The organism is Marinobacterium weihaiense (assembly GCF_019061305.1).
GTDB classification, from domain to species: domain Bacteria; phylum Pseudomonadota; class Gammaproteobacteria; order Pseudomonadales; family Balneatricaceae; genus Marinobacterium; species Marinobacterium weihaiense.
Genome location: NZ_JAHQZT010000010.1, coordinates 85,191 through 109,594 on the forward strand (window position 1 = coordinate 85,191; position 24,404 = coordinate 109,594).

General features: G+C 61.0%; 17 protein-coding genes. 7 read left to right on the forward strand and 10 right to left on the reverse strand.

The window, feature by feature from the left end:
- On the reverse strand, positions 1–1,431 hold the full coding sequence (peaB, locus tag KTN04_RS09785; protein ID WP_217335047.1) for a quinohemoprotein amine dehydrogenase maturation protein: 1,431 nt from the start codon (positions 1,429–1,431) through the stop codon (positions 1–3).
- A 54-nt stretch (positions 1,432–1,485) separates the two neighbouring features.
- The gene (gene peaA, locus KTN04_RS09790; RefSeq protein WP_217335048.1) at positions 1,486–3,087 is read right to left on the reverse strand and encodes a quinohemoprotein amine dehydrogenase subunit alpha; all 1,602 of its coding nucleotides are present in this window, start codon (positions 3,085–3,087) and stop codon (positions 1,486–1,488) included.
- Positions 3,088–3,357: 270 nt separating this feature from the next.
- Between peaA and KTN04_RS09795 the strand changes: the two genes are divergently transcribed.
- Positions 3,358–4,092, forward strand: a complete 735-nt coding sequence (locus tag KTN04_RS09795) for a response regulator (protein ID WP_217335049.1) — start codon at positions 3,358–3,360, stop codon at positions 4,090–4,092.
- On the forward strand, positions 4,089–10,427 hold the full coding sequence (locus tag KTN04_RS09800; RefSeq protein ID WP_217335050.1) for an AAA family ATPase: 6,339 nt from the start codon (positions 4,089–4,091) through the stop codon (positions 10,425–10,427). The genes KTN04_RS09795 and KTN04_RS09800 overlap by 4 nt, the downstream gene beginning before the upstream one ends.
- On the opposite strand, the gene KTN04_RS09805 is transcribed toward KTN04_RS09800, so the two are convergent.
- From KTN04_RS09805 to KTN04_RS09815, 3 genes are all read right to left on the reverse strand, one after another.
- Positions 10,428–12,440 carry a putative bifunctional diguanylate cyclase/phosphodiesterase gene (locus tag KTN04_RS09805; RefSeq protein ID WP_217335051.1) on the reverse strand — a complete coding sequence of 671 codons (2,013 nt, stop codon included), beginning with the start codon at positions 12,438–12,440 and terminating at the stop codon, positions 10,428–10,430.
- Between the two features lie 134 nt (positions 12,441–12,574).
- Positions 12,575–13,006 (reverse strand): hypothetical protein, encoded by a 432-nt coding sequence (locus KTN04_RS09810; protein WP_217335052.1) that lies wholly within the window; start codon positions 13,004–13,006, stop codon positions 12,575–12,577.
- A gap of 77 nt (positions 13,007–13,083) precedes the next feature.
- Positions 13,084–13,641, reverse strand: coding sequence for a TMEM165/GDT1 family protein (locus tag KTN04_RS09815; protein ID WP_217335053.1), 558 nt, complete (start codon positions 13,639–13,641; stop codon positions 13,084–13,086).
- A gap of 296 nt (positions 13,642–13,937) precedes the next feature.
- Here KTN04_RS09815 and KTN04_RS09820 point away from each other — a divergent pair, with 296 nt between their 5' ends.
- Complete coding sequence (locus tag KTN04_RS09820; RefSeq protein ID WP_217335054.1) at positions 13,938–14,480, forward strand: lysozyme inhibitor LprI family protein; 543 nt, start codon at positions 13,938–13,940, stop codon at positions 14,478–14,480.
- Here the strand turns inward: KTN04_RS09820 and KTN04_RS09825 are convergent, their stop codons facing one another.
- Entirely contained in the window at positions 14,481–15,785 is a 1,305-nt protein-coding gene (locus KTN04_RS09825) for a DUF2252 domain-containing protein (protein WP_217335055.1), read from the reverse strand.
- A 147-nt stretch (positions 15,786–15,932) separates the two neighbouring features.
- Between KTN04_RS09825 and KTN04_RS09830 the strand changes: the two genes are divergently transcribed.
- Positions 15,933–17,054, forward strand: coding sequence for a cytochrome-c peroxidase (locus KTN04_RS09830; RefSeq protein WP_217335056.1), 1,122 nt, complete (start codon positions 15,933–15,935; stop codon positions 17,052–17,054).
- A gap of 224 nt (positions 17,055–17,278) precedes the next feature.
- Complete coding sequence (locus KTN04_RS09835) at positions 17,279–18,382, forward strand: phosphoribosylaminoimidazolesuccinocarboxamide synthase (RefSeq protein WP_217335057.1); 1,104 nt, start codon at positions 17,279–17,281, stop codon at positions 18,380–18,382.
- Between the two features lie 111 nt (positions 18,383–18,493).
- Here the strand turns inward: KTN04_RS09835 and KTN04_RS09840 are convergent, their stop codons facing one another.
- Complete coding sequence (locus tag KTN04_RS09840; protein ID WP_328515981.1) at positions 18,494–19,177, reverse strand: M48 family metallopeptidase; 684 nt, start codon at positions 19,175–19,177, stop codon at positions 18,494–18,496.
- Positions 19,178–19,430: 253 nt separating this feature from the next.
- Between KTN04_RS09840 and KTN04_RS09845 the strand changes: the two genes are divergently transcribed.
- On the forward strand, positions 19,431–19,757 hold the full coding sequence (locus KTN04_RS09845) for a monooxygenase (protein WP_217335059.1): 327 nt from the start codon (positions 19,431–19,433) through the stop codon (positions 19,755–19,757).
- A gap of 22 nt (positions 19,758–19,779) precedes the next feature.
- Here the strand turns inward: KTN04_RS09845 and KTN04_RS09850 are convergent, their stop codons facing one another.
- The 3 genes from KTN04_RS09850 to KTN04_RS09860 are packed head-to-tail and all read right to left on the reverse strand — an operon-like array spanning position 19,780 to position 23,155.
- Positions 19,780–20,709 carry an electron transfer flavoprotein subunit alpha/FixB family protein gene (locus tag KTN04_RS09850; RefSeq protein ID WP_217335060.1) on the reverse strand — a complete coding sequence of 310 codons (930 nt, stop codon included), beginning with the start codon at positions 20,707–20,709 and terminating at the stop codon, positions 19,780–19,782.
- On the reverse strand, positions 20,706–21,458 hold the full coding sequence (locus KTN04_RS09855) for an electron transfer flavoprotein subunit beta/FixA family protein (RefSeq protein WP_217335061.1): 753 nt from the start codon (positions 21,456–21,458) through the stop codon (positions 20,706–20,708). The genes KTN04_RS09850 and KTN04_RS09855 overlap by 4 nt, the downstream gene beginning before the upstream one ends.
- Positions 21,459–21,502: 44 nt before the next feature.
- Positions 21,503–23,155, reverse strand: coding sequence for an AMP-binding protein (locus KTN04_RS09860; protein ID WP_217335062.1), 1,653 nt, complete (start codon positions 23,153–23,155; stop codon positions 21,503–21,505).
- A gap of 233 nt (positions 23,156–23,388) precedes the next feature.
- On the opposite strand from KTN04_RS09860, the gene KTN04_RS09865 reads away from it, so the two are divergent.
- Entirely contained in the window at positions 23,389–24,393 is a 1,005-nt protein-coding gene (locus KTN04_RS09865; RefSeq protein ID WP_217335063.1) for an AraC family transcriptional regulator, read from the forward strand.
- Positions 24,394–24,404: the final 11 nt, after the last annotated feature.

Sequence of the window (24,404 nt, forward strand, 5' to 3'; positions counted from 1 at the left end):
TCAGGCACTCCTCCTGGGAGAGACGTATGCTTCAAAGAACCCCGGGTTCTCAAGCATGATCCGCGAATACACTTCCACACCGAAATCGACCCAGTCGCGCATCAGGTCGCAATAGTGGTAGGAAGGATGCGTCGGATCTCCATATTTGGCATAACTTTCGTGGTAGCAACCACCCGAACAGAGGTTACGGATACGGCAGGTTTCACAGCCGGTATTGCTGCGGTCCAAGCGCTTTTCGACAAACTGGCCCAGGCTGACCTTGTCGATGCCGGTTTCCACATCACCGAAGGTGGGCAGGTCCGAGCCGGTGAAGCGATGGCAGAGGTTGAGTCCGCCATCCTTGTCCACCGCCAGCAGACCGATCCCGGCGCCACAGGGCACCAGTTTCTTGTTGCCTTCATACATGTCGGTGATCAGCTGGTGCATGTTGCCGTAGCCGAAGTTTTCATTGCGCAGTGCGGCCTCCAGGTAACGCTTGCCCAGACGCTTCATGCCGGCGAACACCTCGACCAGCTCTTCCCCGGTGAGGTTGAACTCGGCAATGTCACCCGAGGTGACCGGACCAAAGCCCACTTCGAAGAAGCCCAGCTCGCCATTGAGGTGATCGAAGATGGTCTCCACATCGGTGATGCCGCGTGTCAGTGTCACGCGGCAGCCCACCGGGCGCGCGGTGTAGCGCTTGAGCAGCATGTCCACCTTGCGTTTGACCACATCGTAGGTGCCCTGACCGCCCACGGTGATACGGTTCTTGTCGTGCATCGCCTTGGGGCCGTCCATGGAGATGGTCAGGCCGAAACGGTGCGCGTTGAACCAGTCCACCAGATCTTCATTGAGCAGGGTGGCGTTGGTGGTCATGGTGAAATCCACCGTTGCGTCCAGATCCGCAAATCGCTGCTCGCAGTACGCCACCACTTCACGGATCAACGGCATATTGGACAGCGGCTCACCGCCGAAGAACACCACGTTGTAGTTGGGCTGATCAGGCGACTCTCTCAGCAGCATCTCGACCGACTGGATGGCGGTGTCATAGGCCATCTTCTCCCCTTTTGAGGGCGTCGTCAGGTCTTCCTTGTAGCAGTAGGTGCAGCTGAGATTGCAGCCGGTATTGACGTTCAGCACCACGGTGTTGAGCGGAAACTTCTCCACCTTCTGGGGGTCCGGGTTGATCCGGGCCACAACACCCGCATCGGAGATCACCTCCAGGCTGCGCAGCTCGTCCAGTACTTCGCTGACCGCGTCCTGCGAATAGCGCGCCCCCAGTTCGGCCAGATGCTCAGGCAGAACCTGCTCATGGCGGTCGAACACCTGCAGCAGTTCACGGCCCAAGTCATCAAGCTCGAAGATGCTGCTGCTGGGAATGTGAAACAGCATCTGTCGGGCATCGACATCAACCCGGTGCAGATTCGGTTTCACTAGCGTCATGGCGCCCATATTCACCTCTTTGTTGTTCTGTAGGGTGGCTACTTGTTCAGGTAATGACCGAGCTTAGTCCAGTACGCGGCGGACAAAGTCCTGCACCGATACCAGCATGTTGCCCTCACCTTCAACCTGACCGCTGCCGTCGGCAACGGTGGCCACGACTTTCAGTCGGCCCACGTTGTTGGCACTCATCTTGCGCTCCGGGTTGGGACCAGCATCGCCCGGGGTAAAGATACCGGCGGCATTGATGCTGCCCGCGTATTTGTCATCCTTGTCGTGCGCGGCCACTTCGTCCGCCGGCTTGATGCTCCAACGGGCCGGCATGTAGCCCAGGCGCAGGTCGTCTTCGGTGCCCGGCTTGCCATCGGCACCCGCGCTGTACCCTACGGCACGGTAAGCCGCGCGTACTTTCGGCATCTTGCCACCGGCACCGCCGATACGGGCCACGGCATCCTTCGGCAGCACCTCGACACGCGCCAGCGCATCATACACGGCCAGACCGGCCAGCTCGGTGTCACCCACACGCACGCTGCGCTGACCTTCTGCACCCGTGGCCTTGGCCAGCACGGTGATGCGGTCGTCACTGCGGGACAGAATCTTCTCAACGACAACGCCTTCGCCCAGGTCGATATCACCCTTGAGGTGCTGACCGATCAGCGTCAGTTCGGCACTTTCGCCTGCACGCAGGTAAGCGGGCTGCACCGCAACCAGGCCAGACTTGCCCTGATCGCGCACGGCGCTCAGCTCACCGCCGATTTCGCGCTCGGCCGCGGTAAACATGCGCCCCGCCATCAGGTTGCCCTGCTTGTCGGCCGCCATCACCTGACGCATTTTCACGCCATCAATGGTCAGGCTGGCACGCCATTCATAACCGGTGTACACCGTTGCCTTGCCTTCGCCCGCCAGGGCGGTACCGTCGGCGTAGTGGCCTTTCAGGCTCAGATCGTAGTGGCCTTCGCTGGTTTTGGCAGCGCTCATCCAGGCGTCAAAAGCACCCTTGCCCGGCACATAGCCGGTAATGCGCCAGCGGCCCATCAGGTCGGTCTTATCGGCGGCCTGCCAGTTCTGCCACTCAGCGGTTTGCAGCGGGAAGCGCTTGCTCAACTCGGCCGCGGTTTCAGTACTGGCAATCTGGTACCACTGACGGTCACGCGACAGGGAATGAAGCTCAGTGGTCGGGAACTGACCCATGTGGAAGTCCACCAGGTATTTCCATTCCTGCTCGGTACGACGCTGCAGGCTAAAACGGGCGCCGGAGTGACAGCGTGCGCAGGTTTCAGCCAAGCCCTGATCGATACCGGTTTCCACACGATTGGTGTCCTGCTCCAGCAGATAACGGTAGTCCTGGGTCTCGTCCGGGGCCAGGCCCTGAGTGTCGGCCAGGTACTGAACCAGCTCGCGCTTTTCGTCACGGCTCAATTCAAGGCCACGTAGGTGGGTCATGCGGTTGATGGTCATCAACCAGCCTTCCGGGGTTTTACGCTGTTCACTGATACGGGAGAAGCTGGGGGCTTCCGCCGAACCGCTTTCGGTGTGACACGCCAGGCAGCGGTCCCGAATGATCTGTTGTGCATCCTGTGCCAGCACCGGCGTGCTGACCAGCCCGGCCAGGGCCAGAACGCCCGTGCCCAGAACTGCACGTTTCGAATTATTATTACTCAATGCCATCACTCCCTCACTGATGAGATGGATCTTGTGTTTCACCCGAGCGGCAAGGCGGTACAGGGCCTCGACCTACTACATCGCTCATGGCTAAACTAAACGGGGCATGTAAATGAAATACTCAGCTTTTGTGCTAAGTTGTGCCCAGATGTAACAGAATGTAAAAATGACTTTTACTTTCACCCGTCTCGGTTGATATTGCCTGCCACCTGGAGGTCGCCGCTCCCTCGGCGGTTCCCGTGCAGTCACTCACGCAGTAACCAAGAGATCCATCCCATGATGACCACGCCTGCCGACATTCATATCCTGATTGTAGAGGACGATCTGGCCTCGCGTTCCCTGTTGGTCAGCTACTTTGAAAACGCCGGCTACCGGGTATCGGAGAGCGACAATGCCGACCATCTGGGCGACCGCATCGAGCAGGACAGTGTGGACCTGGTGCTGCTGGACATCAGCCTGCCCGGCAAGGATGGCCTGACCGTTACCCGGGAGCTGCGTGCCAGCTCCTCCGTCGGCATCATCCTAGTGACCAGCAAGGGAGATGAAATCGACCGCATCGTAGGCCTGGAGCTGGGTGCAGACGATTATGTCACCAAGCCCTTCAATCCACGCGAGCTGCTGGTACGGGCCAAGAATCTGCTGTGGCGCATGCATGACAGCGACAAGCAAACACGCAGCCAGGACAGCCGCGCCAACGGCGGCTACAGTTTCGAAGGCTGGCAGCTGGACCCACACAAACGCCAGCTCACCAGCCCCGAAGGCGTGCAGGAACGCCTGCCCGAAGGTGAATTCAAACTGCTGCAGGCGCTGGTCAATCACCCCGGCCAGGTGCTGTCCCGAGACCAACTGATGGATGCGATCCACGACCGCGAATGGACGCCCAATGACCGCTCGGTGGATGTGCTGATCGGCCGACTGCGCCGCAAGCTCGGGGACAACCCTTCCAACCCTCAGCTGATTCTGACTGCCCATGGCGCTGGCTACATGTTTGCCGGCAATACCGGCACATGAAGGCGCCCGAAGGCTACCGCATCTATCGCCAGCTGCACCGTGACAAGGGCTGCCGCATCAGCCGCGCGGTACGCCTGCGCGACGGGCGCAATGTCATCATCAAGCAACTGGACCGCAGCCAGTGCAGCCGTGACCGGCTCAGCCGCTTTCAGCATGAATACGATATTCTCTCGCGGCTGCGCATTCCCGGCGTGGTCGAACCGCTGGATCTGCTGACCCTGGAAAGCGGACCGGCCGCCATCCACGCCGACTCCGGCTCCATCCCGCTGCGCCAACTGATCGCCGAGCAGCAGCTGGAGTGGCCACAATGGCTGGCCGTGGCCGTCCGTATCAGCAACCTGCTGGGACGCCTGCATGAAGCCGGCGTCACCCACAAGCAGATCAACCCGGACCACCTGCTGCTCAACCCGGAGACCGGCATGGTCGAGCTGATCGGGTTTTCGCGCAGCACCGGCCTGAGCCGGGAACAGGCCAACTGGCACACCCCGGACCTGAGCCAGGAAGGCCTGGCCTACATCGCACCGGAACAGACCGGCCGCATCAACCGCAGCATCGACTACCGCAGCGACTATTACAGCCTGGGCGCGACCCTGTACGAGATGATGACCGGCCGGCCGCCCTTTGTCAGTAACGACAGCATGGTGCTGGTGCACGATCTGATCGCCAAGCAGCCCAGCGTGCCTCACCAGGTCAATCCGCAGCTGCCAGAGATGCTGTCGCGGGTGATTCTCAAGCTGCTCGCCAAGGATGCAGCCCAACGCTACCAGTCCAGCGTCGGCCTGATCCATGACCTGCAGCAATGCCTGCAGGCCCATCAACGCCAGCAATACGACCCCGCGTTCACGCCCGGCCGGCATGATCTTTCGGCCCGCTTTCAGATTCCACAACGGCTCTACGGCCGTGAAGCCCTGCTGCAGCAGTTGCGCCTGCAGTACGACCGCTGCCGCCGCAGCCCCCAGCCGCTGGTACTGATTACCGGGTATGCCGGTGTCGGCAAGACCAGCCTGGTGTACGAACTGCGCCAGCACGTCAACGAACAGAGCGGCAGCTTCAGTAGCGGCAAGTTCGACCAGTTCCGCCGCAACCGCCCCTATTACGCCATTTTCCAGGCACTGCAGGGGCTGGTGCGCCAACTGCTGACCGAGCCGGAAGAGCACATCGCACACTGGCGCCGGCAGCTGCTGGACACCGTGGGCAGCCATGCCCAAGTGCTGCTCAAGCTGATCCCGGAGCTGGAGCTGATCATCGGCCGCCAGCCCGAACTGCCGCCCCTGCCTCCGGCCGAGGAACAGAACCGCTTTTCCCGGCTGTTTACCCAGATGCTGGGCGTGTTGGCATCGCCGGAGCGGCCACTGGTCCTGTTTCTGGATGACCTGCACTGGGCCGACCTCGCCTCGCTGCATCTGATCGAAACGCTGGTCAACGGCAGCGCCCCGCCCGGGCTGATGCTGATCGGTAGCTACCGCGACCACGGTCTTAGCGCCACTCACCCCCTGCGCACCTGTCTGGAACGGCTGCAGCAAAGCCCGCGACCGCCACTGGAGATCGCCCTCAAGCCCCTGGACACGCACGAGGTCAACCAGCTGATCGCAGATACGCTCAAGGTGGAACGCCACGCTTGCCGGGAGCTGGCTCAGGCCTGCATGGAAAAGACCCAGGGCAACCCTTTCTTCCTGAGCCAGTTTCTGCACGCGCTGCACCAGGACGGGCTGATCAGCTTCCGCGAACAGCGCTGGCAATGGGACCAGTGTGCCATTCATGCCCAGGAGATGACGGACAATGTCATCGAGCTGATGGTCAGCAAGATACAGCGCCTGCCGACCTCGACCCAGACGGTGCTGCCGCTGGCCGCCTGCATCGGCAGCCGCTTCAACCTGCGCACCCTGTCAGTGGTCAGCGCGCAGACACCCAGGGAGGTCACGCACCACCTCTGGCCGGCCCTGACCGAGGGGCTGATTGTGCCTCAGGACGACAGCTATCGCCTGTTTCAGAACCTGGAGCCGGAGCGCACCCGCTTTCGTTTCGTGCATGACCGGGTGCAGCAGGCCGCCTATTCCCTGATCCCCGATGCGTCGCTGGAATCACTGCATCTGCAGATCGGCCACCAGCTGTTGCAAAGCCTGAGCGCTGACGAAACCGATGCCCGCATCTTCGAGATCAGCAACCACCTCAACCAGGCTCACCGCCTGCTCGGCAACGACGACGAGCGCCTGCAGCTGTCCCGTCTCAATCTGCGTGCCGGTCTGCGTGCGCGCGAGTCCGCTGCGTTTGATTCGGCCATGGAGTACCTGGAAACCGGTCTGGCCCTGCTGCCCATCAACGGCTGGCAGCGCGATTATCCGCTGGCGCTGGAGTTGCACACCGCCGCTGCCGACATCGCCAACATCAAGGGCCAGCACGGTCGCATGCTGGAGCTGATTCGCACCGTGGAAGCCCGTGCCCAGCACCTGCTGGACCGTATTCGCGTCTATGAGATCCAGATTCAATCGCAGGTTGCCAACAACGAATTTCACCAGGCCTTGCAGACGGCCCAGCTGGCCCTGCAGCAATTGGGCATCCGCATCCCCTCAACGCCTGGCACAGGCCCGCTGACGCTGGCGGTCGCCCGCACCCAGTGGCTGCTGCGCCGTACGCCGCCAGAGCGCATTCTGCAACTGCCGGCCATGACCGATCGCCACCAACTGGCCGCCATGCCGATTCTGGCAAGCATGTTCGGCGCCATCAAATTTTCCAGTTCGGAGCTGCGCCCGCTGGTCATGGCACGCCAGGTCGAACTGACCTTGAAACACGGCCTCAGCCCTTCGGCCGCACTGGCCTTTGCCGGCTATGGCGGTGTACTGTGCGGCCAGTTCAATGCCATCGAACAGGGCTACAAACTGGGCAAGCTTGCCCTGCAGCTGGATCGACAGCAACCGGCGGTGCTGACGCATCACCGCACCCTGTCTCTGTTCGACACCTATATTCGCCATTACCGCGAGCCGGTGCGCAACTGCATGGAGTCACTGCTGGAGGCACATCAGCTGGCACTGGACAGCGGCGACATGGAATGGGGCGCCTATGCCCTAGCGGCCTATATCCAGTATGCCTTCCCGCTGTGCCGCAATCTGGACGAGCTGCAGCCGCGCCTGGAGCAGTATGAAGCCCTGCTGGTGGAATCCGGCCAGCAGCAGTCCCTGCAGTATTCACGCTTTGTGCTCCAGACCATGGATAATTTGCGCGGCCAGTGTGCCGACCCGACGCGCTTCGACGGCCGCTTTTATCATGAGGAACGGGATCTGGCGGAGCTAAAGCGGGAGAATCACCGTACCGCCATCAGCCTGCACCACTTTTACAAGAGCCTGCTGTGCTACCTGTTCGGTGACCATGCCGCCGCCTATCGCCACAGTGAGGCCGGCATGGAGCTGCGAGCGTCCATCAGTGGCACCCTCACTGTGCCACGGCTACAGCTGATCAATGCACTCAGCATCCTGGCGCGCCTGCCGCACACCAGCATTCTGCAACAGCCGGCCCGGCTGCAGAAGGTACGTCAGGCCCTGCGTTACCTGCGCAAGCTGGCCCGCTTTTCGCCGGAAAATCACCGCCATCATGCCGACCTGCTGCAGGCCGAGCTTTACCGCAGCCAGCATGCTCACACCAAGGCCATGGACCTGTACGAGCAGTCCATCGAGCATGCGCGTCAGCAGGGCTTTGTGCTGGACGAGGCCATGGCTTCGGAGCTGGCGGGTCAGTTCTACCTCGACTGGGACAAGCCCGGCATTGCCCGCACCTATCTGCAGGATGCTTATGAACGCTATGCCGACTGGGGCGGCCGGACCAAGCTGGAGCAGATGCAGCAGCACTACCCCTTTGCCCTGGAGCGACCGCTGCGCCACCTGGACCCGGTACAGATCCATGCCGGCGACAGCAGCGGCCTGCCGCTGGACAACCGCGCCTTCGACATCAACTCGGTGATTGACGCCTCCCAGGCGATTTCAGACGAAATCGTACTGGAGCGCCTGCTGCAGCGCCTGATGCAACTGGCGCTCCAGAATGCCGGTGCCCAACGCGCCATTCTCATGCTGCGCCGCCCGCGGGGCCTGTTTCTGGAAGCGGAAATCTGCCTCAACCAGCCTCCGCGGCTGTTCAATGCGCTGGAGCTGGAGCGTGCCGAAAGCCTGCTGCCACTGAGCATCATTCACTATGTCGCCCGCACCAAGGATGACGTGGTGCTGGGCAATGCCACCGAGCATCAGATGTTTCAGCAGGACAGCTACATCCGTCAGCATCAACCGCGCTCGCTGCTGGCCATGCCAATCCTCTACCACGGCGAACTGACCGCCATTCTCTATCTGGAACATTCGGAAAGCCGTGACATCTTCAATCGGGAACGGCTGAAAACCCTGCAGATCCTGTCCTCACAGGCGGCCATCTCCATCGAAAATGCCAAGCTGTACCAGAGTCTGGAACAATCGGAGCAGCAGTACCGTTCCCTGTTCGAGAATTCTAGCGAAGGCATCTTTCGTCTGGATCGCCGCGGGCGCTTCATTTCGGCCAACCCGGCACTGGTTCGGCTGCTGGGCTACGACAGCGCCGAACAGTTTCTGCAGCAGGTCACCGATGTGATCCGCGACGGTTTTGTTGACCGCGACGACTGCCGCCGTTTTCTGGTGCTGATCCGGCGCCAGAAGCGGGTACTGAACTTTGAAACCCGCTGGCGCCACCGCAACGGCGACGAGATTTTCATCGCCATCTCCGCCCACTGCGTCAGCAACGAGCAGGGGGCGCTGCAGTATTATGAAGGCTCATTGACCGATATTCGCGAGCGCAAGGCCAAGGAACAGGCCGAACTGGCCCGGGAAAAGGCGGAAGCGGCCAGCGAGGCCAAAAGCCAGTTTCTGGCCACCATGAGCCACGAAATCCGCACGCCCATGAACGGCATCCTGGGCATGGCTCAGCTGCTGATGCGCAGCGAATTGAGCCCATCCCAGCAGCAGCAGGTGGAATCGATCTACCAGTCGGGCCAGTCGTTGCTGAGCATTCTCAACGACGTGCTCGACTTTACCAAGATCGAGGCCGGTCAGATGGAGCTGGAGCTGGTCGAGTTCAGCCCTGTCGAACGTTTGCAGCAGCTGCGCCAACTGCTATCCCCCATGGCAGCGGAGAAACGGCTGGACCTGATTCTGCGACCGGACCCACAACTGCCGGAACGGGTCTGTGGCGATCCCCGGGCCCTCAATCAGGTTCTGCTCAACCTGTGCACCAATGCGCTCAAGTTCACCCATGAAGGCTATGTGCTGATCAAGGCCCGGCGACTGCCCGACAGCGACGGCCGCTTCAGGCTGTTGTTCGAGGTAGAGGACAGCGGCATCGGCATCCCCGAAGCGGCGCATCCGCGCATCTTCATGCATTTCAGCCAGGCCGACAGTTCGATCACGCGTCGCTTCGGCGGCACCGGGCTGGGGCTGTCCATCTGCAAGCGGCTGGTGGAACTTCAAGGCGGCCGCATCGGCTTTGACAGCAAGGCCGGAGCCGGCAGCCGCTTCTGGGTCGAACTCGGCTATGCCACGTCCTGCTCGCTGGAAGGCCCGGTGGCACCGGAACGCCTCGCCCAGGACCCGCACAAGCCCAGCCTCGATATCCTGCTGGTGGAAGACACCCCCATCAACCAGCAGGTCACCGTGGGGCTGTTGGAATCCGAGGGGCACCGGGTCAGCGTGGCCGACGACGGGTACACGGCACTGTCGATGCACAATGATCACCGTTACGACCTGGTCCTGATGGACATTCACCTGCCCGACATGGACGGCGTGGAAACGGCCCGGCGCATGCGCCAGCACAGCGATCCCGGCCGCGCCGGCGTGCGCATCATCGCCCTGACCGCCTCCGTCACCCCGGTGCAGGTGCGCGCCTATCAGGAAGCCGGAATGGATGCCGTGGTCAGCAAGCCGCTGCAGTTCGATGAGCTCAACCGGCTGCTGCGACAGGCCGATGGCGCCGCAACGGCCCAACCGGTACGATCAACACCCGAGACACGGCTCAATGCTGCACTGCTTAACCAGCACCTGAACATGCTGGGGCAGATGCGCTTTGCCGGCCTGTGCGAGCAGATGAACGCCCAGTGCCTGGACCTGCTGCAGCAGCTGATGACGGCACCGCCCGGTCAGCACGCGCTGCTGCTGCACAAGCTGGCTGGTACGCTGGGTAATTTCGGCATGCAGCAGGCCGCCGATCTCAGCCGTCAACTGGAGCAACAGGGCCAATGCTCGGAACAGGCGCTGCGGCAGCTGGATTGCCTGTGTCGCGACAGCCTGCAGGAGCTGCAGCAACGGTTTCTGCCTGACAACGGCCCGGCCTGATCATACCGCCAGCGGCGTCCGGCCCTGCTGGCGGTACTGCTTCACTTCCTCTGCATTAAGTGCCCGGCCGAACAAATGCCCCTGCACTTCATCACACCCGGCCAGTTTCAGGTACACCAGCTGGTCTGGGGTCTCGACCCCCTTGGCCGCAACCTGCAGCTTCAATTTCTTGGCCACGGAGATGACGGCCGACTGCAGCGCCTGATCATCATAACTGTTGCGAATGTCTCGAATGAAAGCGCGGCTTAACTTGGCGCGATTGAACGGCAGGTGTTCCAGCAGCCCCAGCCCCTTATCCAGGCATTCGACATCATCTAGGGTCAGCTGCAGCCCCCGTTGGTGCAAGGCACACAGGCGCTCGATCTCGCGTTCGGTCAACTGCGGCAGGTCACGCGCCGCGATTTCCAGTTCCAGCCAGGCGGGGTCGATATCAAACCGTTCCAGCACTCGCCCCACTCGCTCCACCAACCTGGCATCGCGCAGCTGTACGCAACCGAGATTCACCGCCACCGGCACGACCACATGCCCATCGGCCCGCCACTGCACCAGCTGGGCACAGGCCTGTGCCAGAACCTGTTCCGTCAGCGCCGGCATCAGTGACAGCGACTCGGCCAACGGCAGCAGCTGCGCCGGCGACAGCAACCCGAACTCCGGGCTGTCCCAGCGAACCAGCGCCTCGAATCCGGTCAGGCGGTAGTCCGGCAGGGAGACGCGAGGCTGCAGGTAGACTTGGACCTGCTCGCGCATGACGTCGGGCAGCAGCCTGGCAAGACTGGCCTGATCCGCGGCTTCCAGCCGTGGCACCGCATCAAAAAAGGCGTACTGGCCGCGCCCGGCCTGCTTGGCGCGGTACATCGCCATGTCAGCGTGCTTCACCAGCGTTGCCGTATCCGGGCCATCCTGGGGCGAGAGTGCGATGCCGATACTGGGGCTGGTACTCAGCTCGGAGCCGGCCAGTTCGGCATAGGGTGCGGCCAAGACTTGCACCAGCGTGGCGGCGATGCGCGCAATGTCATCACGCTGCACGCCACCGGTCAGCATGAGCACGAACTCATCCCCGCCAAAGCGGCTGATAATGTCGCTTTCACGCAGGCTGTCATTCAGGCGACGGGCAACGCTCTGCAACAGCTGATCACCGACCTTGTGCCCCAGAGTATCGTTGATCGCCTTGAAACGGTCCAGATCAATGAACAGCACGGCGGCAAAACGCCCCTGACGCTTAGCCCCCAGCAGGTGCGCATGGGCCAGCTCCATGAACAGGCGACGGTTATAGAGCCCTGTCAGGTGATCCCGTGAAGCAGCTTCCAGCGTTTGCCGGTGTTCATGACGCAGCCGCTGCAGCAGCAGCCGGCTGCGCTGCTCGTTGCGTTCCAGCTGACGCAGTTGGGCCTCCCGACAATGCAGGCGCCACAGCAACCCGGCCAGAGCCATGAGTGCCAGCAGGCTGGCCAGGCCCCCTGCCCACAGATAACGCCTTCGCTGCTGATGGTAATGCGCCAGCACCTGGCGCTCCGGCTGATGCATCACCAGCGTCCAGGGCATGAATTCAAAGCGTTGAAACACACTGATATAGCGAGCGCCATTGTCCCGATTGCGCAGTACCAACCGCCCTTGGTCCAGAGGTACGCGCATGATCAGGTTACTGTCGAAATGATGCCGATCCTCGAACTGAGGCTGCCAGTTTTCCAGCGCCGTCAGCACCTTGCCCCGCTCGTCGAGCAATTGCAGCACCACACCCGATAACTCCGGCTTTTGCGACACCCCGGTCGGCAGGCGGCGCAGCAGAGTCGAGGCAACGGGCACATAGGCCGGCGACTGTTCCAGCTGCAGGGCCAGCCACTGGACCTGTTGAGTCAGCATCCGAGCGTGATGGCTGAGCTGTCGGCTGCGACTCTCATGCAAGGCATGCCCCAGGGCGCCCCACAGCAGCGTTAGAAGCGCCACGACAAGCAGGGCAACCGCCACTTGTTGCGCGGTAAGCGATACCGAATCTCGTTCCAGCGGCTGGCTCAAGCAATGATCTCTACAGGGGGCTAAATGTTATCAAAAAGCAACAACCCTGAACGCTAGCAGCCCTCTATGACAGTGCGATGACACAAAAAAACGCGGCCACCGGGCCGCGTTTGCAAAGTATGGTTCAAGTGCGATTACTGAGCGCTGTCAGCCTCGCCTTTCTGTTCAGGGTTCGACTGCAGAGCTTCCATTTTTTCCTCTGCTTGCTGCTCCAGCTGAGCCGCTGCCTCAGCAGCCTCTTCGCTCAGCTTGCGCGCACCCTCTTCAGCCTGTTCGTAGGCCTTGGCCGCATCCTGTTGAACCTGCTCGCTCATTTCAGCGGCCTTTTCACCAACGTCTGCCGCTGTATCACGGGCGGCTGTTTCCGCATCGTTGACAACGTCACCGGCCGCTTCCAGCGTTTCACCGGCCTTCTGCTTCAGGGTCTCAACGGAAGAGGCTTCTGCCGGCTGTTCGCCCGCTGGTGCCTGCTGTGATGACTCAGTTGCCGCCTCCTCTTCGCCACAACCGGTCAGAGCGATGGCCGACGTCAATACGGCGGCACCCATCATCTTGTATATATTCATTTGCTTGCCTCCTGATCATGCTGATGTCGGGTGCAGCAGTATAGACAACCAAACTGAGTCGGGTCTGAACGACTCGGTCAGGCCATGATCAAAGTCAGTACACCCAGCCCGACAAACAGGCCGCAGGCCGACCAGCGCGCCAGCTGCAGCGGGATTTTCTGCATCAGCCAGCTGCCGGCGTAGGCCACAGGTACATTGGCCAGCATCATGCCGATGGTCGTCCCCAGAATAACCCACAACAGGCTGTCATAACGCGCCGCCAGAATCACGGTCGCGACCTGGGTCTTGTCCCCGATTTCGGCAATGAAAAACAGCACACAGGTGGCAACGAAAGCACCATATTTCAATATGGCAGTGTCTTCCTCGTCGTCTTTGTCCGGGATCAGCACCCAAAGCCCGACCGCAATGAAGCTCAGGCCAATGATCCAGGGTCCCCAGCTTTCCGGCACCCACTGCACCAGCCAGGCACCCAGCCAGGCGGATAGACCATGATTGAGGAGCGTGGCCACGAGAATACCAAGGATGATCGCGTTGCGCTGGGCAAAGCGTGCCGTCAGGAACAGCGTCAGAAGCTGGGTTTTGTCACCGATTTCGGCGATGGCGACCGCGAGGGTCGAAGGCAGGAATGCGTCCATTGATACTACGTCCGGCGGGCATGTTGATTCCATAAGACATCACACACCGGCCCGCCAGGACAGTGCGTCATGTCTCAGGTCTCATCAATCCCGTTCGGGACGCGACTGCCATGAGCGTGAGGCTCAATTATGTTGACAGCCACTCCGCCGACGCATCGGACGGAAGATTACTCCCCCAAGAGCGGCGGCAATACTACCAGCCTCACCGGGGCGGTGCAATTACAACCCGGCACTGGCCTGTTGCTCTGGCTCGGGTAGAATGATGACTTTGCCTCACTCAGATTAAAGGGTTACCGATGACTGCACGACTGGGATCTGCCGCTGCTTGCCTGCTGTTCAGCCTTACTCTGGCCGGATGCCAGACACTGCCGATGCCCTTTGCCAAACCCGCAGAGCCGACGCCGACACCCATGCCGAAAGAGGAAGCATCGGCGGCACCCGGGGCACCCCGGGCCGCCGACACACTGCCGGCCAGCGCCGATCTGAACTGGGAGCCTAAGCTTGATCAGCCCATTGCTCAGCTGGAAGCCCAGATGCAGCTGGAAGAATCGCAAATGGCCAAGAACCATACCCTGTCCAGCATCGCCTACCTGTGGGATGCACGCCTTTACCTGCTGTTTCAGGACACCCTTGATTACCTGCCCGAGCAGGCACAGCGCCATGAAGTGGAGTTGCAAAACCGCTGGCTCGACCAGCGCGCCGAAGCGATGACCCGCGCCTTCCTCAATGACAAGGATGGCGAAGTGGCTCGCTTCGCGGCCGGCCAGGCCTTCATCGATGAAACCCGCAAGCGCATCGAAGAACTGGAGCAGCTGCGTGAGTTGATCGTGATCGAGTGATCAGCCCTGCAGATAGCGACAGAATGCCTCGTAATCATTACGTACACAGTCGGCGTACGCCTGTGCCATGTTTAGCAGCAAGTCGGTAAAGGCTTGCTGCTGTGGCAGTGCCCGTGCCAGTACACCATCCGCGAACGCCTGAGCCCCCCCCTCACTGAGCGCTCGGGCACCGCGCAGATGTGACGCGGCCAGAATGCGCCCCCAGGCCTTCGCAATATGCTTCCAGTGCTTGGGCTTGTGCAGCTTGTCGGTCGGATAGTCGGCCTTGAACGGTGAACGCTCGCGCACGGAAAACACCTGATCGCCCAGCTCAAGCCAGCCCACGTAAGGGTCCGGGTGACGGGCCATGGCCTGAAACGCACGGGCATGACGCTCGCCTTCATGGGCGAACATGCGCGCATATTCGCTGCGCTCGCGGGTATTCATGACCCACCAGGCAGCTGGGGGCTGTTGTGCCTTGATATCGAGAATGACATCATCATGGTCACCGTCGCCCTGGCCTTCTACCAGCGCGTAAAAGCGATCGGTCCCCAGTGAGCCCGTACCGGCACTCAAGCGACGCGCCACGTCCTTGACCTTGAAATGCTGCCGACTGTGGCCCGGCACTTCGTCGTTCAGGGTTGCCTGGTAGGCTGTCAGCGCCTGCTCAAGCGACGCCTTTTCAGACTCGCCCAATGCCGCCAGCTTGGGATGGTCCGGCTGAAAACGGCGTTCATGACCATCCTCACAACAGGTCCACTTGTCCAGCATGCGCTGGCGATCCTTCTTGCCCGCCAGTTTGATCAGAAAGGCCTGAAGCTTGCCGTCGGTGGTGTCGGCCATGGCCGCCCAGTCAGCGGCCGTATCGGTATCCCCCTGCAGCGTTTCGAGGTAAGCCTCGATCAGCGCGGTCTGAATCTCCGGCAGAGCTTCGGGCTTGAGGTTGTCGCTTTCACGCACGGCCAGCACCACGCTTGTCAGCAGACGCCAGAGGTCATATTGGTAGTCACCAACAATGCCGTCGTCGAAGTCATCCAGGCCAAAACGCACGCGATCATCATGGCTGCCGTAGGCACCGAAGTTATGCAGGTGGGCGTCCCCCTGCAGCCAGGTCTGCGTGGCCGTCACTCCGCCAAAGAGTGAAAAGTGCCAATCCCGGTACAGATCCTGCCAGTACAGGTGGTTGCTGCCACGGAAAAAGCTGAAGGCCGAGGCCGACATGCGGCTGTATTTTTGCTGCCTTAGGCTGTCATCAAGATCGGCGTTGAATCCTTCTAGCGCTTCAATCACCTGCTGGTCACGGTTGTGTGCGGTTGCAGCACGCATGTCGGCCTCCTGCTGTGCGTTATGAAAACCAACACCTTAGCGCAGCCTTGCGCCGGATCAAACCGCTTTTACTCCACCCTTTATCTGCCGTGACAGCATGATATCATGCACGCCAATGAGAATGATTCTGATAATCAGGTTGCATCCATGAAACTTACCCGTTTATTGCCTCTGCTATTGTGCATCAGCCTGCCCACCTTGGCGGCCGACAGCTTGTCCGACCAGGCTGCCCTGGGTCGGCAGCTGTTCTTCGATACCAGCCTGTCCAAAAACCGCACCCAATCCTGTGCCAGCTGTCACAACCCGGCTCAGGGGTTTATCGATACACGCCCTGGCACACACACGGGCGGCTCCATTGGCGATGACGGACATTCCATTGGCGACCGCAATGCCCCCACTGCCGGGTATGCCCGCTTCAGTCCCGCGTTTCACCGCCGGGATGATGGCGAGTGGGTCGGCGGCCAGTTCTGGGATGGTCGCGCCTCGACACTGGCGGAGCAGGCCGGCGGGCCACCGCTGAACCCCGTCGAAATGGGCATGCCCGACAAGGCGAGTGTTGTGGCACGGCTGAAGGAGAATCCAAACTATGTACGCCAGTTCAATGCCCTCTTTGGCACCGGTATTCTGGAACAGCCGGCACAGGCCTATGACGCCATGACGGCAAGCCTTGAAGCATTCGAGCAGAGCGACTTTTTTGCGCCCTTTGATTCCAAGTATGACCGTTTCCTGCGCGGTGAAGCCAAGCTGACCGATCAGGAAGAGCTGGGGCGCCTGCTCTTCTTCTCTCAGCAGTTCACCAACTGCAACCAGTGTCACCAGCTGCGTACCCATCCGCGCGCCCGAAACGAGGTCTTCAGCAACCATGAATATCGCAATATCGGCACCCCGGCCAACGTCGCACTGAGGGCGGTCAACGGGGCCGACACGGTCGACACGGGGCTGCTGCAGAACCCGGCGGTGGATGATCCCGCCCAGGCCGGCAAATTCAAGGTGCCGACCTTGCGTAACGTCGCCGTTACCGGCCCTTACATGCACAACGGCGTGTTCAAGGATCTGCGCACCGTGGTGCTGTTCTACGACAAGTACAACAACCCCTCCCGTACTCATAATCCTGAAACCGGCCAACCCTGGGCTGAGCCGGAAGTCGAGGCCAACCTGGCACTGGACGAACTGCAACAGGGCCCGGCCCTTGAGGACAGGCGCGTGGACGCGATTGTTGCGTTCCTCAAGACCCTGACTGACCAGCGCTACGAGCACTTGCTGGAATGAGACCCACACATGCATCCATTGTATGGGAATGCAGCGGCGGGAGTGCTGTTGTCAGCTCCAAGCCCCCGGTCCAGCCAACCCAGTACGGGCGCACAAGTCGCAGCAGCGTTCGGCCCCGGTCCAAGGCCTGGAGTGCGCGACATCGCGCCTGCTTGTGCTAGAATCGCGCCATTCATGTCTGCCCATGATGGCTGATCAATCCAAGCTACAGGACCTGTAACACCATGAGCCTTGCGCAATCCGTTCTGGCCGTAAACAACGACCTGCCGATCCGTACCGACCGCCCCGTTCACAGTGGCAAGGTACGTTCCGTCTACTGGCTGACCGAAGCGGACAGCCGTCGCCTGATCGAAGAAAAAGGCTACGATGTCGCCCCTGACGCGCCGCTGGCGATCATGGTGATCAGCGACCGCATCTCCGCGTTCGACTGCATCTGGCACGGTGAAGGCGGCCTCAACGGCGTGCCGGGCAAGGGCGCGGCACTCAACGCGATCTCCAACCACTGGTTCGGCCTGTTCCGCGACAAGGGTCTGGCCGACAGCCATATCGTCGACATCCCGCACCCGTTCGTCTGGATCGTACAGAAGGCGCGTCCGGTGATGATTGAAGCGATCTGTCGCCAGTACATCACCGGCTCCATGTGGCGCGCCTACACCAAGGGCGAGCGCGAGTTCTGCGGCATCACCCTGCCGGAAGGCCTGCAGAAAGACCAGAAGCTGCCCGAACTGCTGATGACCCCGTCCACCAAGGGCATTCTGAAAGGCATCCCGGGCGTACCGGAAGCGGATGACGTCAACATCACCCGTGCCAACATCGCTGACAACTTCGCAGCCTTTGGCTTCCGCTCCGCTGACGACATTGCCCAGTACGAAAAGCTGCTGAAAGAAGGCTTCGGCGTGATCAGCGATGCGCTGGCCGAGCTGGACCAGGTGTTCGTCGATACCAAGTTCGAATTCGGTTACGTCACCGACGCATCCGGCAACGAAAAGCTGATCTACATGGATGAAGTGGGTACACCGGACTCCTCCCGTATCTGGGACGGCCCGGCCTACCGCGATGGCAAGGTGATCGAGAAATCCAAGGAAGGCTTCCGCCAGCTGCTGCTGAACCACTTCCCGGACCCGGACATCCTGCTCAACAAGGAGCGCATGCCGGAACGTGAAGCCCTGGCCCGTGACAACGCCCTGCCGACCGAGGTACTGATGGACGTATCCCGTACCTATCTGGATATCGCCGAGAAGGTCGTCGGTCACAAAATCGAGCTGTCGGAGAACCCGAAAGCCGAGATCATCGAGATCCTGCGCGACCAGTACGGTCTGATCGACTGATCTGACACCTGCCGTAGCAATTGAAAAACCTCCCCTGCTCTGACAGCAGTGGGAGGTTTGTATGTACAGGATGTATGGTAGGCAGCGGTTACAGGCATGTAACCACGTATCTTAGCGCGGCTTCAGCCGATCACAGTCCGGCCGACGCCCTTCGACCCGCGCCTGCTGGTACACCGGCATATATCGTTGCACCTGTGCATCAAGTTGGTGGATGCGGGTGCTCGGCGCCGGATGGGTCGATAACAGCTCCGGCGGGGTTGCGCCCCCCTTTTGGGCCATCGTCTGCCACAGCGTGACCGCTTCACGCGGATCGAAACCGGCCTGCGCCATCAGCCCCTGCCCCAGCGTATCGGCTTCGGATTCATGCTTGCGGCTGTACGGCAGCAGAATGCCGTACTGGGCACCCAGCCCCAGCGCCATGACAGCCGCTTTCTGGGTGTTGCTGTCCACCCGGTCGGCCAGCGCAAGGGTGGCCGCCGCCATGCCCAGCTGCGTCACCATCTGCTGGCTCATGCGGGCATTACCGTGCTGAGCCAATACATGGGATACCTCATGGCCAATCACCGAGGCCAGCTGGTGCTGGTTGCCGGCCACCTTGAGCATGCCGGTATACACGCCGATCTTGCCGCCCGGCAGTGCGAAGGCATTGACGGCATCGTCCTTGAACACCACCAGTTCCCAGTCCTGGGGCGCATAACCATACTCGCGGGGCACCTGCATGACGATGGCATCGGCCACGCACTGCACATAACGATTGGTCTGCGCATCCTGCTCAATGGTCAGCTGCGCTTTCATTTGTTCAAAGGACTGCGTCCCCATCGCATTCATTTGTGCCGGGGAGTTCAGTAATAGCGTCCTTTCACCCGTGGGAGATACGGCACACCCGGCAACGGCCAGGGAGACTCCCAGGACCGCACCAAGACGCCCGAATACGCCTGCCAACATGACCACCTCTCTCGTCCCGCCGCAGCAGGAGCTCGCGCCCGTTCTTGTCGCGACAGCCAAAGCACACTAAGCTTGGGCGAAATGTTATTTAGCGGAGTCTAATATGGCTGTCATCTTGCAGATCGATTTTACCATGCCCGCCGAGATGCTCGGCGAAAACTTGACAGAAGCAGCACGAGGCCTGGCCGAATCGATTAATCAGGAACCGGGGTTCATGTCCAAGATCTGGACAGAAAATACGGCAACCGGTGAAGCCGGCGGGATCTATCACTTTGCCGACCGGGCATCGGCGCAGGCCTACATGGAGATGCACGTGAAGCGGGTGGAAGCGATGGGGGCCAAGAACATTCGCGGCCGCATCTTCGATATCAACGAGACGCTGACCGCGATCAATTATGGTCAGACCGGAAAGGGCCAGACCGGACACTGAGTCCCGGCCCCGCCCAAGCCTGTCAGAGGCGGCTTTCCAACTCGGGAACTGCTTCGAACAGATCCCCTACCAGGCTGTAATCTGCCACCTGAAAGATGGGCGCTTCCTCGTCCTTGTTGATCGCCACGATCACCTTGGAATCTTTCATGCCGGCCAGGTGCTGAATGGCGCCTGAAATGCCCACAGCGATGTACAGCTCCGGCGCCACCATCTTGCCGGTCTGCCCCACCTGCATGTCGTTGGGGACAAAGCCGGCATCAACCGCCGCGCGGGATGCACCCACCGCCGCGCCCAGCTTGTCAGCCACCTTGTTGAGCAGCTCGAAGTTGTCGCCGTTGCCCATGCCGCGACCACCGGAGACCACCACCGAGGCGGCCGTCAGTTCCGGACGGTCGGACTGAGCCAACTCTTCTCCGACAAAACGCACATCGGCGTGCTGATGCACCGCACCGCAGGCTTCGATGGCGGCACTGCCCCCGGTTGCTTCAGCGGCATCGAAGGCGGTCCCGCGCACGGTCATCACTTTGACCGCATCCGTGGACTTAACGGTGGCAATGGCATTACCGGCATAAATCGGACGCTTGAAGGTATCGGCCGCTTCCACCGCGATGATGTCGGACAGCTGATTGACTCCCAGCAGCGCTGCCACCCGTGGCGCGACGTTTTTACCGGTGGTCGTGCCCGGGGCCAGGATATGACTGTAGCCGTCGGCCAGCTCCACCACCAGTTTGCCGAGGTTCTCCGCCAGTTGATGCGCGTAGGCGGCATGGTCAGCCAGGATCACCTTGCGTATGCCCGCAATGGCGCCAGCGGTCTCGGCAGCGGCCTGGGCGTTTTCACCCGCCACCAGCAGGTCGATGTCGCCGCCGATCTGCCGGGCTGCCGTCACCAGGTTGAGGGTCACCGGCTTCAGGGACTGGTTGTCATGTTCGGCAATAATCAGAATGCTCATGCGATCACCTTGGCTTCGTTACGCAGTTTGTCCACCAGCTCTTCAACGGAGCTGACCTTGATGCCCGCCTGGCGCTCGGCCGGAGGCTCAACGCCGAGCAGCTCGACACTCCCCGCCAGCTGGGCACCCAGCTCATCCGGTGTTTTCACATCCAGCGGCTTCTTCTTCGCCTTCATGATGTTGGGCAGCGAGGCGTAACGCGGTTCATTCAGGCGCAGGTCGGTGGTCACAATCGCCGGCAGGTTCAGGCTCAGGGTCTGCAGGCCACCATCGATTTCGCGGGTCACCTGCAGTGATTCGCCCTCCACCACTACGGCAGAGGCAAAGGTGGCTTGGGGACGGTCCATCAGCGCGGCCAACATCTGGCCGGTCTGGTTGTTGTCGGAATCGATTGCCTGCTTGCCCAGCAGAATGAGATCGGCGGATTCTTCCTCGGCGACCTTCTGGAGAATGCGGGCCACCGAAAGGGAATCCAGCTGGTCTGCCGCTTCCACCTGGATGGCACGATCGGCACCCAGTGCTAGCGCGGTGCGCAGCTGCTCCTGGCAGGCCTTGCTGCCGATGGACACCACCACCACTTCGCTGGCAGTGCCCGCTTCTTTCAGGCGCACGGCTTCTTCAACGGCGATTTCACAGAAGGGGTTGAGGGCCATTTTGACATTGGCCAGATCCACGTCACTGCGGTCGGACTTGACCCGCACCTTGACGTTGTAATCGATCACGCGCTTGACGGCGACCAGTACTTTCATCGGTATATCCTCATGTTCATGGGTCAGCGGTAGTGCAGGCAGCCTCAGCCCGCGGCCACTTCCTGTTCGGCCTGCTTGCGCAGCAAAAAGCGCTGGATCTTGCCACTGGAGGTTTTGGGCAGATCGGTCACGAATTCGATTTCACGCGGGAAGGCGTGTGTCGACAAGCGGTTGCGCACGTGCTGCTGCAGCGCTTCGGCCAGCTGGTCGTCGGCATCGAACTGCGGGTGTGTCACCACATACGCCTTGACGATGCTGCCGCGCTTGTCGTCCGGCTTGCCGACCACCGCGCTTTCTACCACCGCTTCATGTTCCAGCAGCGTGCTCTCGACATCCGCCGGACCGATGCGGTAACCGGCCGAGGCGATGATGTCGTCATCCCGCCCGGTGTAGGAATGGGAGCCGTCGCCATTGCTGATCACCACATCGCCGGTCAGGTAGTAGCGATCGAAATAGGGACTCTTTTCACCCCAGGTGTAGCCCTGGAAGAAGTACAGCGGCGAATTTTCCATGTCGATCGCCAGCTCGCCGCTCTCGCCCGGGCCCACTTCATTGAAATCGGCGTCCAGCGCCACCAGCCGATAGCCGGGCAGTTGGTAGCCCATGCTGGCTTCACGGTATTCGTGCTCCAGTTCATGGAAGTTGGCCGACGTCATGCCGGTTTCGGTCTGGCCATACTGGTCACACACCCGGCAGTCGAAGACCCGCTGTACCCAATTGACGATTTCCGGGTTGAGCGGCTCACCGGCACTGTTGGCCACGCGCAGATCGATTTCCGGGTAGTCCTTGAGCAGGGCATCGTTGGCCTTGAGCATACGGTAGGCCGTTGGCGCGGCCGCCAGGTTGGTGATCTTGTACCGGCGCAGAAACTCGAAGGTGTTATCGGCGGTAAAGCCCGCTTCGTTGAAGTGGGTGGTACAGCCCAGCAGCAGCGGCCCGACCACGGCGTAATACAGACCATAAGCCCAGCCCGGATCGGCCACGTTCCAGAAGTTGTCCGTATCGCGCAGGCCGATGGCGTAGCGCATGTAGACATGGAACGCCGCCAGGGCGCGGGCTGGAATGGTTACGCCCTTGGACTTGCCGGTGGTGCCGGACGTGAACATCTGCAGGAAGGGCTCATCTGCACCGATTTTCACCGGCGTGAACTGATCGGGCTGAGCATCCAGGGTCTGGTAGTACAGGAAATCAGCCTCTCCCGCCAGCGGGTCTGTGTCGTCCGCGACCAGCATGGTCGTCGGCAACCCGTTGACCTCTTTCAGCTTGGGCCATTGCTCCGGGTTGGTAATGATCAGCCGCGTACTGGCCTTTTGCAGGCGATACTCGATGGCCCCCGGGCCAAAGGCCGTGAACAGCGGCTGGTATACCGCTCCCACGCGCAGCGCACCCAGCACGGCGATCATCAGCTCAGGAGTGCGCGTCAGCAGTGCCGCGATGCGGTCGCCCTTGCCGATGCCCTGTGCCGTGAGAAAGTTGGCGAACTGCGCCGAACGCTGCATCAGCTCGCGGAAGGTCATTTCCCCCCGGTCACCGTTGGCCAGTTCATAGCGCAGTGCGACCCGTGTCGGATCGTCGGCCCAGCGATCGCAGATCTCTTCGCACACGTTAAGGCCTGAATTAAAATCGCCGATGAAGTTCTGTATGATCGATTCCGGCGTGAAGTCCCGGATGAAATCGTTGTAGCGGGTCTTGTCCATACTGAAACCTGTTTTATTGTTGTAATCGGTCTGCCGCCGTGCAAGCGGCTCCCTGAGCAGACATGCCGACAAGGGATTTCCCTTATCCGCTGTGTATGGATGCAGGTTAATGCAACTGGAACGCGGGACAGAATGACAACTTCCAACAGATAAATTGACATTTTTTGCAACGCTGAATTGCCAACTGTGCTGATTCAGGCACGTTCCCTACTGCTCGGAGCCGTCCCGTTTTCATGAAGCACCTGACCTTCTCCTCACATTACGCGCGCGCCATGTTGCACGGCTACAAGGCTCAGGGGCATGATGACAGAACGTTGTTAGCGGCCTGCGGGATCGACCCCGACCTGATCCGCCAGCCCAAGGCCCGCATCGGCACCGGCCAGTTCATTCGCCTGTTCCGCTCCATCTGGCGCGAGCTGGACGATGAGTTTATGGGCCTGACGTCGGCGCCCTGCCGGGTGGGGCACTTCCATTTGATGGGTTCACTGGTCGTCCACAGCCGCAACCTGCAGGAAGTCATCGAGCAGAGCATCCGCTGCTATCGGCTGTTTTCGCGGGATATCGAGATTCGGCTCGACCTCGACGGCGACGAAGTCGAACTCAGCATGACGCACCGACACCCGGAACTGGACCCGGACAACTTCCTGGTGGAGTGGCTACTGATGGTATGGCACCGCCTGATCGGCTGGCTGATCGGCCGCAAGATCGTGCTCAGCCACGCTCATTTCAGCCATACCCTACCGGCGCATTTCGATGAATACCGCTTCATCTACCCCTGCCGGTGTCATTTCGAGCAGTCGCGCAGCAGCATTTTTTTCAGCAAAAACTATCTGAGCATGCCAGTGGTCCGCACCCGAGAGGAGCTGGACAGTTTCATTCTCAACTCGCCGCGGGATCTGCTGATCTGGACCGATGAGGATGACAGCCTGACCACGCGCGTGCGCAACATGCTGGAAGGCTTTGACGACGGTGGCCTGCCCAATCTGGACTGGGTTTCGGCGCAGCTGCACACCACGTCCTACACCCTGTCACGCAAGCTCAAGGCCGAAGGCACTTCCTACCAGAAGATCAAAGACAACCTGCGTCGCGATCAGGCCATCATGATGCTGACCCGACAAAACCTGAGCATTGGCGAAATCTCCAGCCAGCTGGGCTTTGCCGAGCCGGGGGCCTTTTCACGGGCGTTCAAGCACTGGACCGGCGTCAGTCCCCTGGCCTACCGCAAGCAGGAGGCCTGACAGCCCCTTTG

Excerpts from the sequence above, each read along its gene's own strand:
- KTN04_RS09835 (WP_217335057.1), top strand. The coding sequence starts at position 17,279 with ATGAGCCTTGCGCAATCCGTTCTGGCCGTAAACAACGACCTGCCGATC.
- KTN04_RS09820 (WP_217335054.1), top strand. The coding sequence starts at position 13,938 with ATGACTGCACGACTGGGATCTGCCGCTGCTTGCCTGCTGTTCAGCCTT.
- peaA (WP_217335048.1), bottom strand. The coding sequence starts at position 3,087 with ATGGCATTGAGTAATAATAATTCGAAACGTGCAGTTCTGGGCACGGGC.
- KTN04_RS09845 (WP_217335059.1), top strand. The coding sequence starts at position 19,431 with ATGGCTGTCATCTTGCAGATCGATTTTACCATGCCCGCCGAGATGCTC.
- KTN04_RS09850 (WP_217335060.1), bottom strand. The coding sequence starts at position 20,709 with ATGAGCATTCTGATTATTGCCGAACATGACAACCAGTCCCTGAAGCCG.
- KTN04_RS09800 (WP_217335050.1), top strand. The coding sequence starts at position 4,089 with ATGAAGGCGCCCGAAGGCTACCGCATCTATCGCCAGCTGCACCGTGAC.
- KTN04_RS09840 (WP_328515981.1), bottom strand. The coding sequence starts at position 19,177 with ATGAAAGCGCAGCTGACCATTGAGCAGGATGCGCAGACCAATCGTTAT.
- KTN04_RS09815 (WP_217335053.1), bottom strand. The coding sequence starts at position 13,641 with ATGGACGCATTCCTGCCTTCGACCCTCGCGGTCGCCATCGCCGAAATC.
- KTN04_RS09810 (WP_217335052.1), bottom strand. The coding sequence starts at position 13,006 with ATGAATATATACAAGATGATGGGTGCCGCCGTATTGACGTCGGCCATC.
- KTN04_RS09860 (WP_217335062.1), bottom strand. The coding sequence starts at position 23,155 with ATGGACAAGACCCGCTACAACGATTTCATCCGGGACTTCACGCCGGAA.
- peaB (WP_217335047.1), bottom strand. The coding sequence starts at position 1,431 with ATGGGCGCCATGACGCTAGTGAAACCGAATCTGCACCGGGTTGATGTC.
- KTN04_RS09795 (WP_217335049.1), top strand. The coding sequence starts at position 3,358 with ATGATGACCACGCCTGCCGACATTCATATCCTGATTGTAGAGGACGAT.
- KTN04_RS09830 (WP_217335056.1), top strand. The coding sequence starts at position 15,933 with ATGAAACTTACCCGTTTATTGCCTCTGCTATTGTGCATCAGCCTGCCC.
- KTN04_RS09855 (WP_217335061.1), bottom strand. The coding sequence starts at position 21,458 with ATGAAAGTACTGGTCGCCGTCAAGCGCGTGATCGATTACAACGTCAAG.
- KTN04_RS09865 (WP_217335063.1), top strand. The coding sequence starts at position 23,389 with ATGAAGCACCTGACCTTCTCCTCACATTACGCGCGCGCCATGTTGCAC.
- KTN04_RS09825 (WP_217335055.1), bottom strand. The coding sequence starts at position 15,785 with ATGCGTGCTGCAACCGCACACAACCGTGACCAGCAGGTGATTGAAGCG.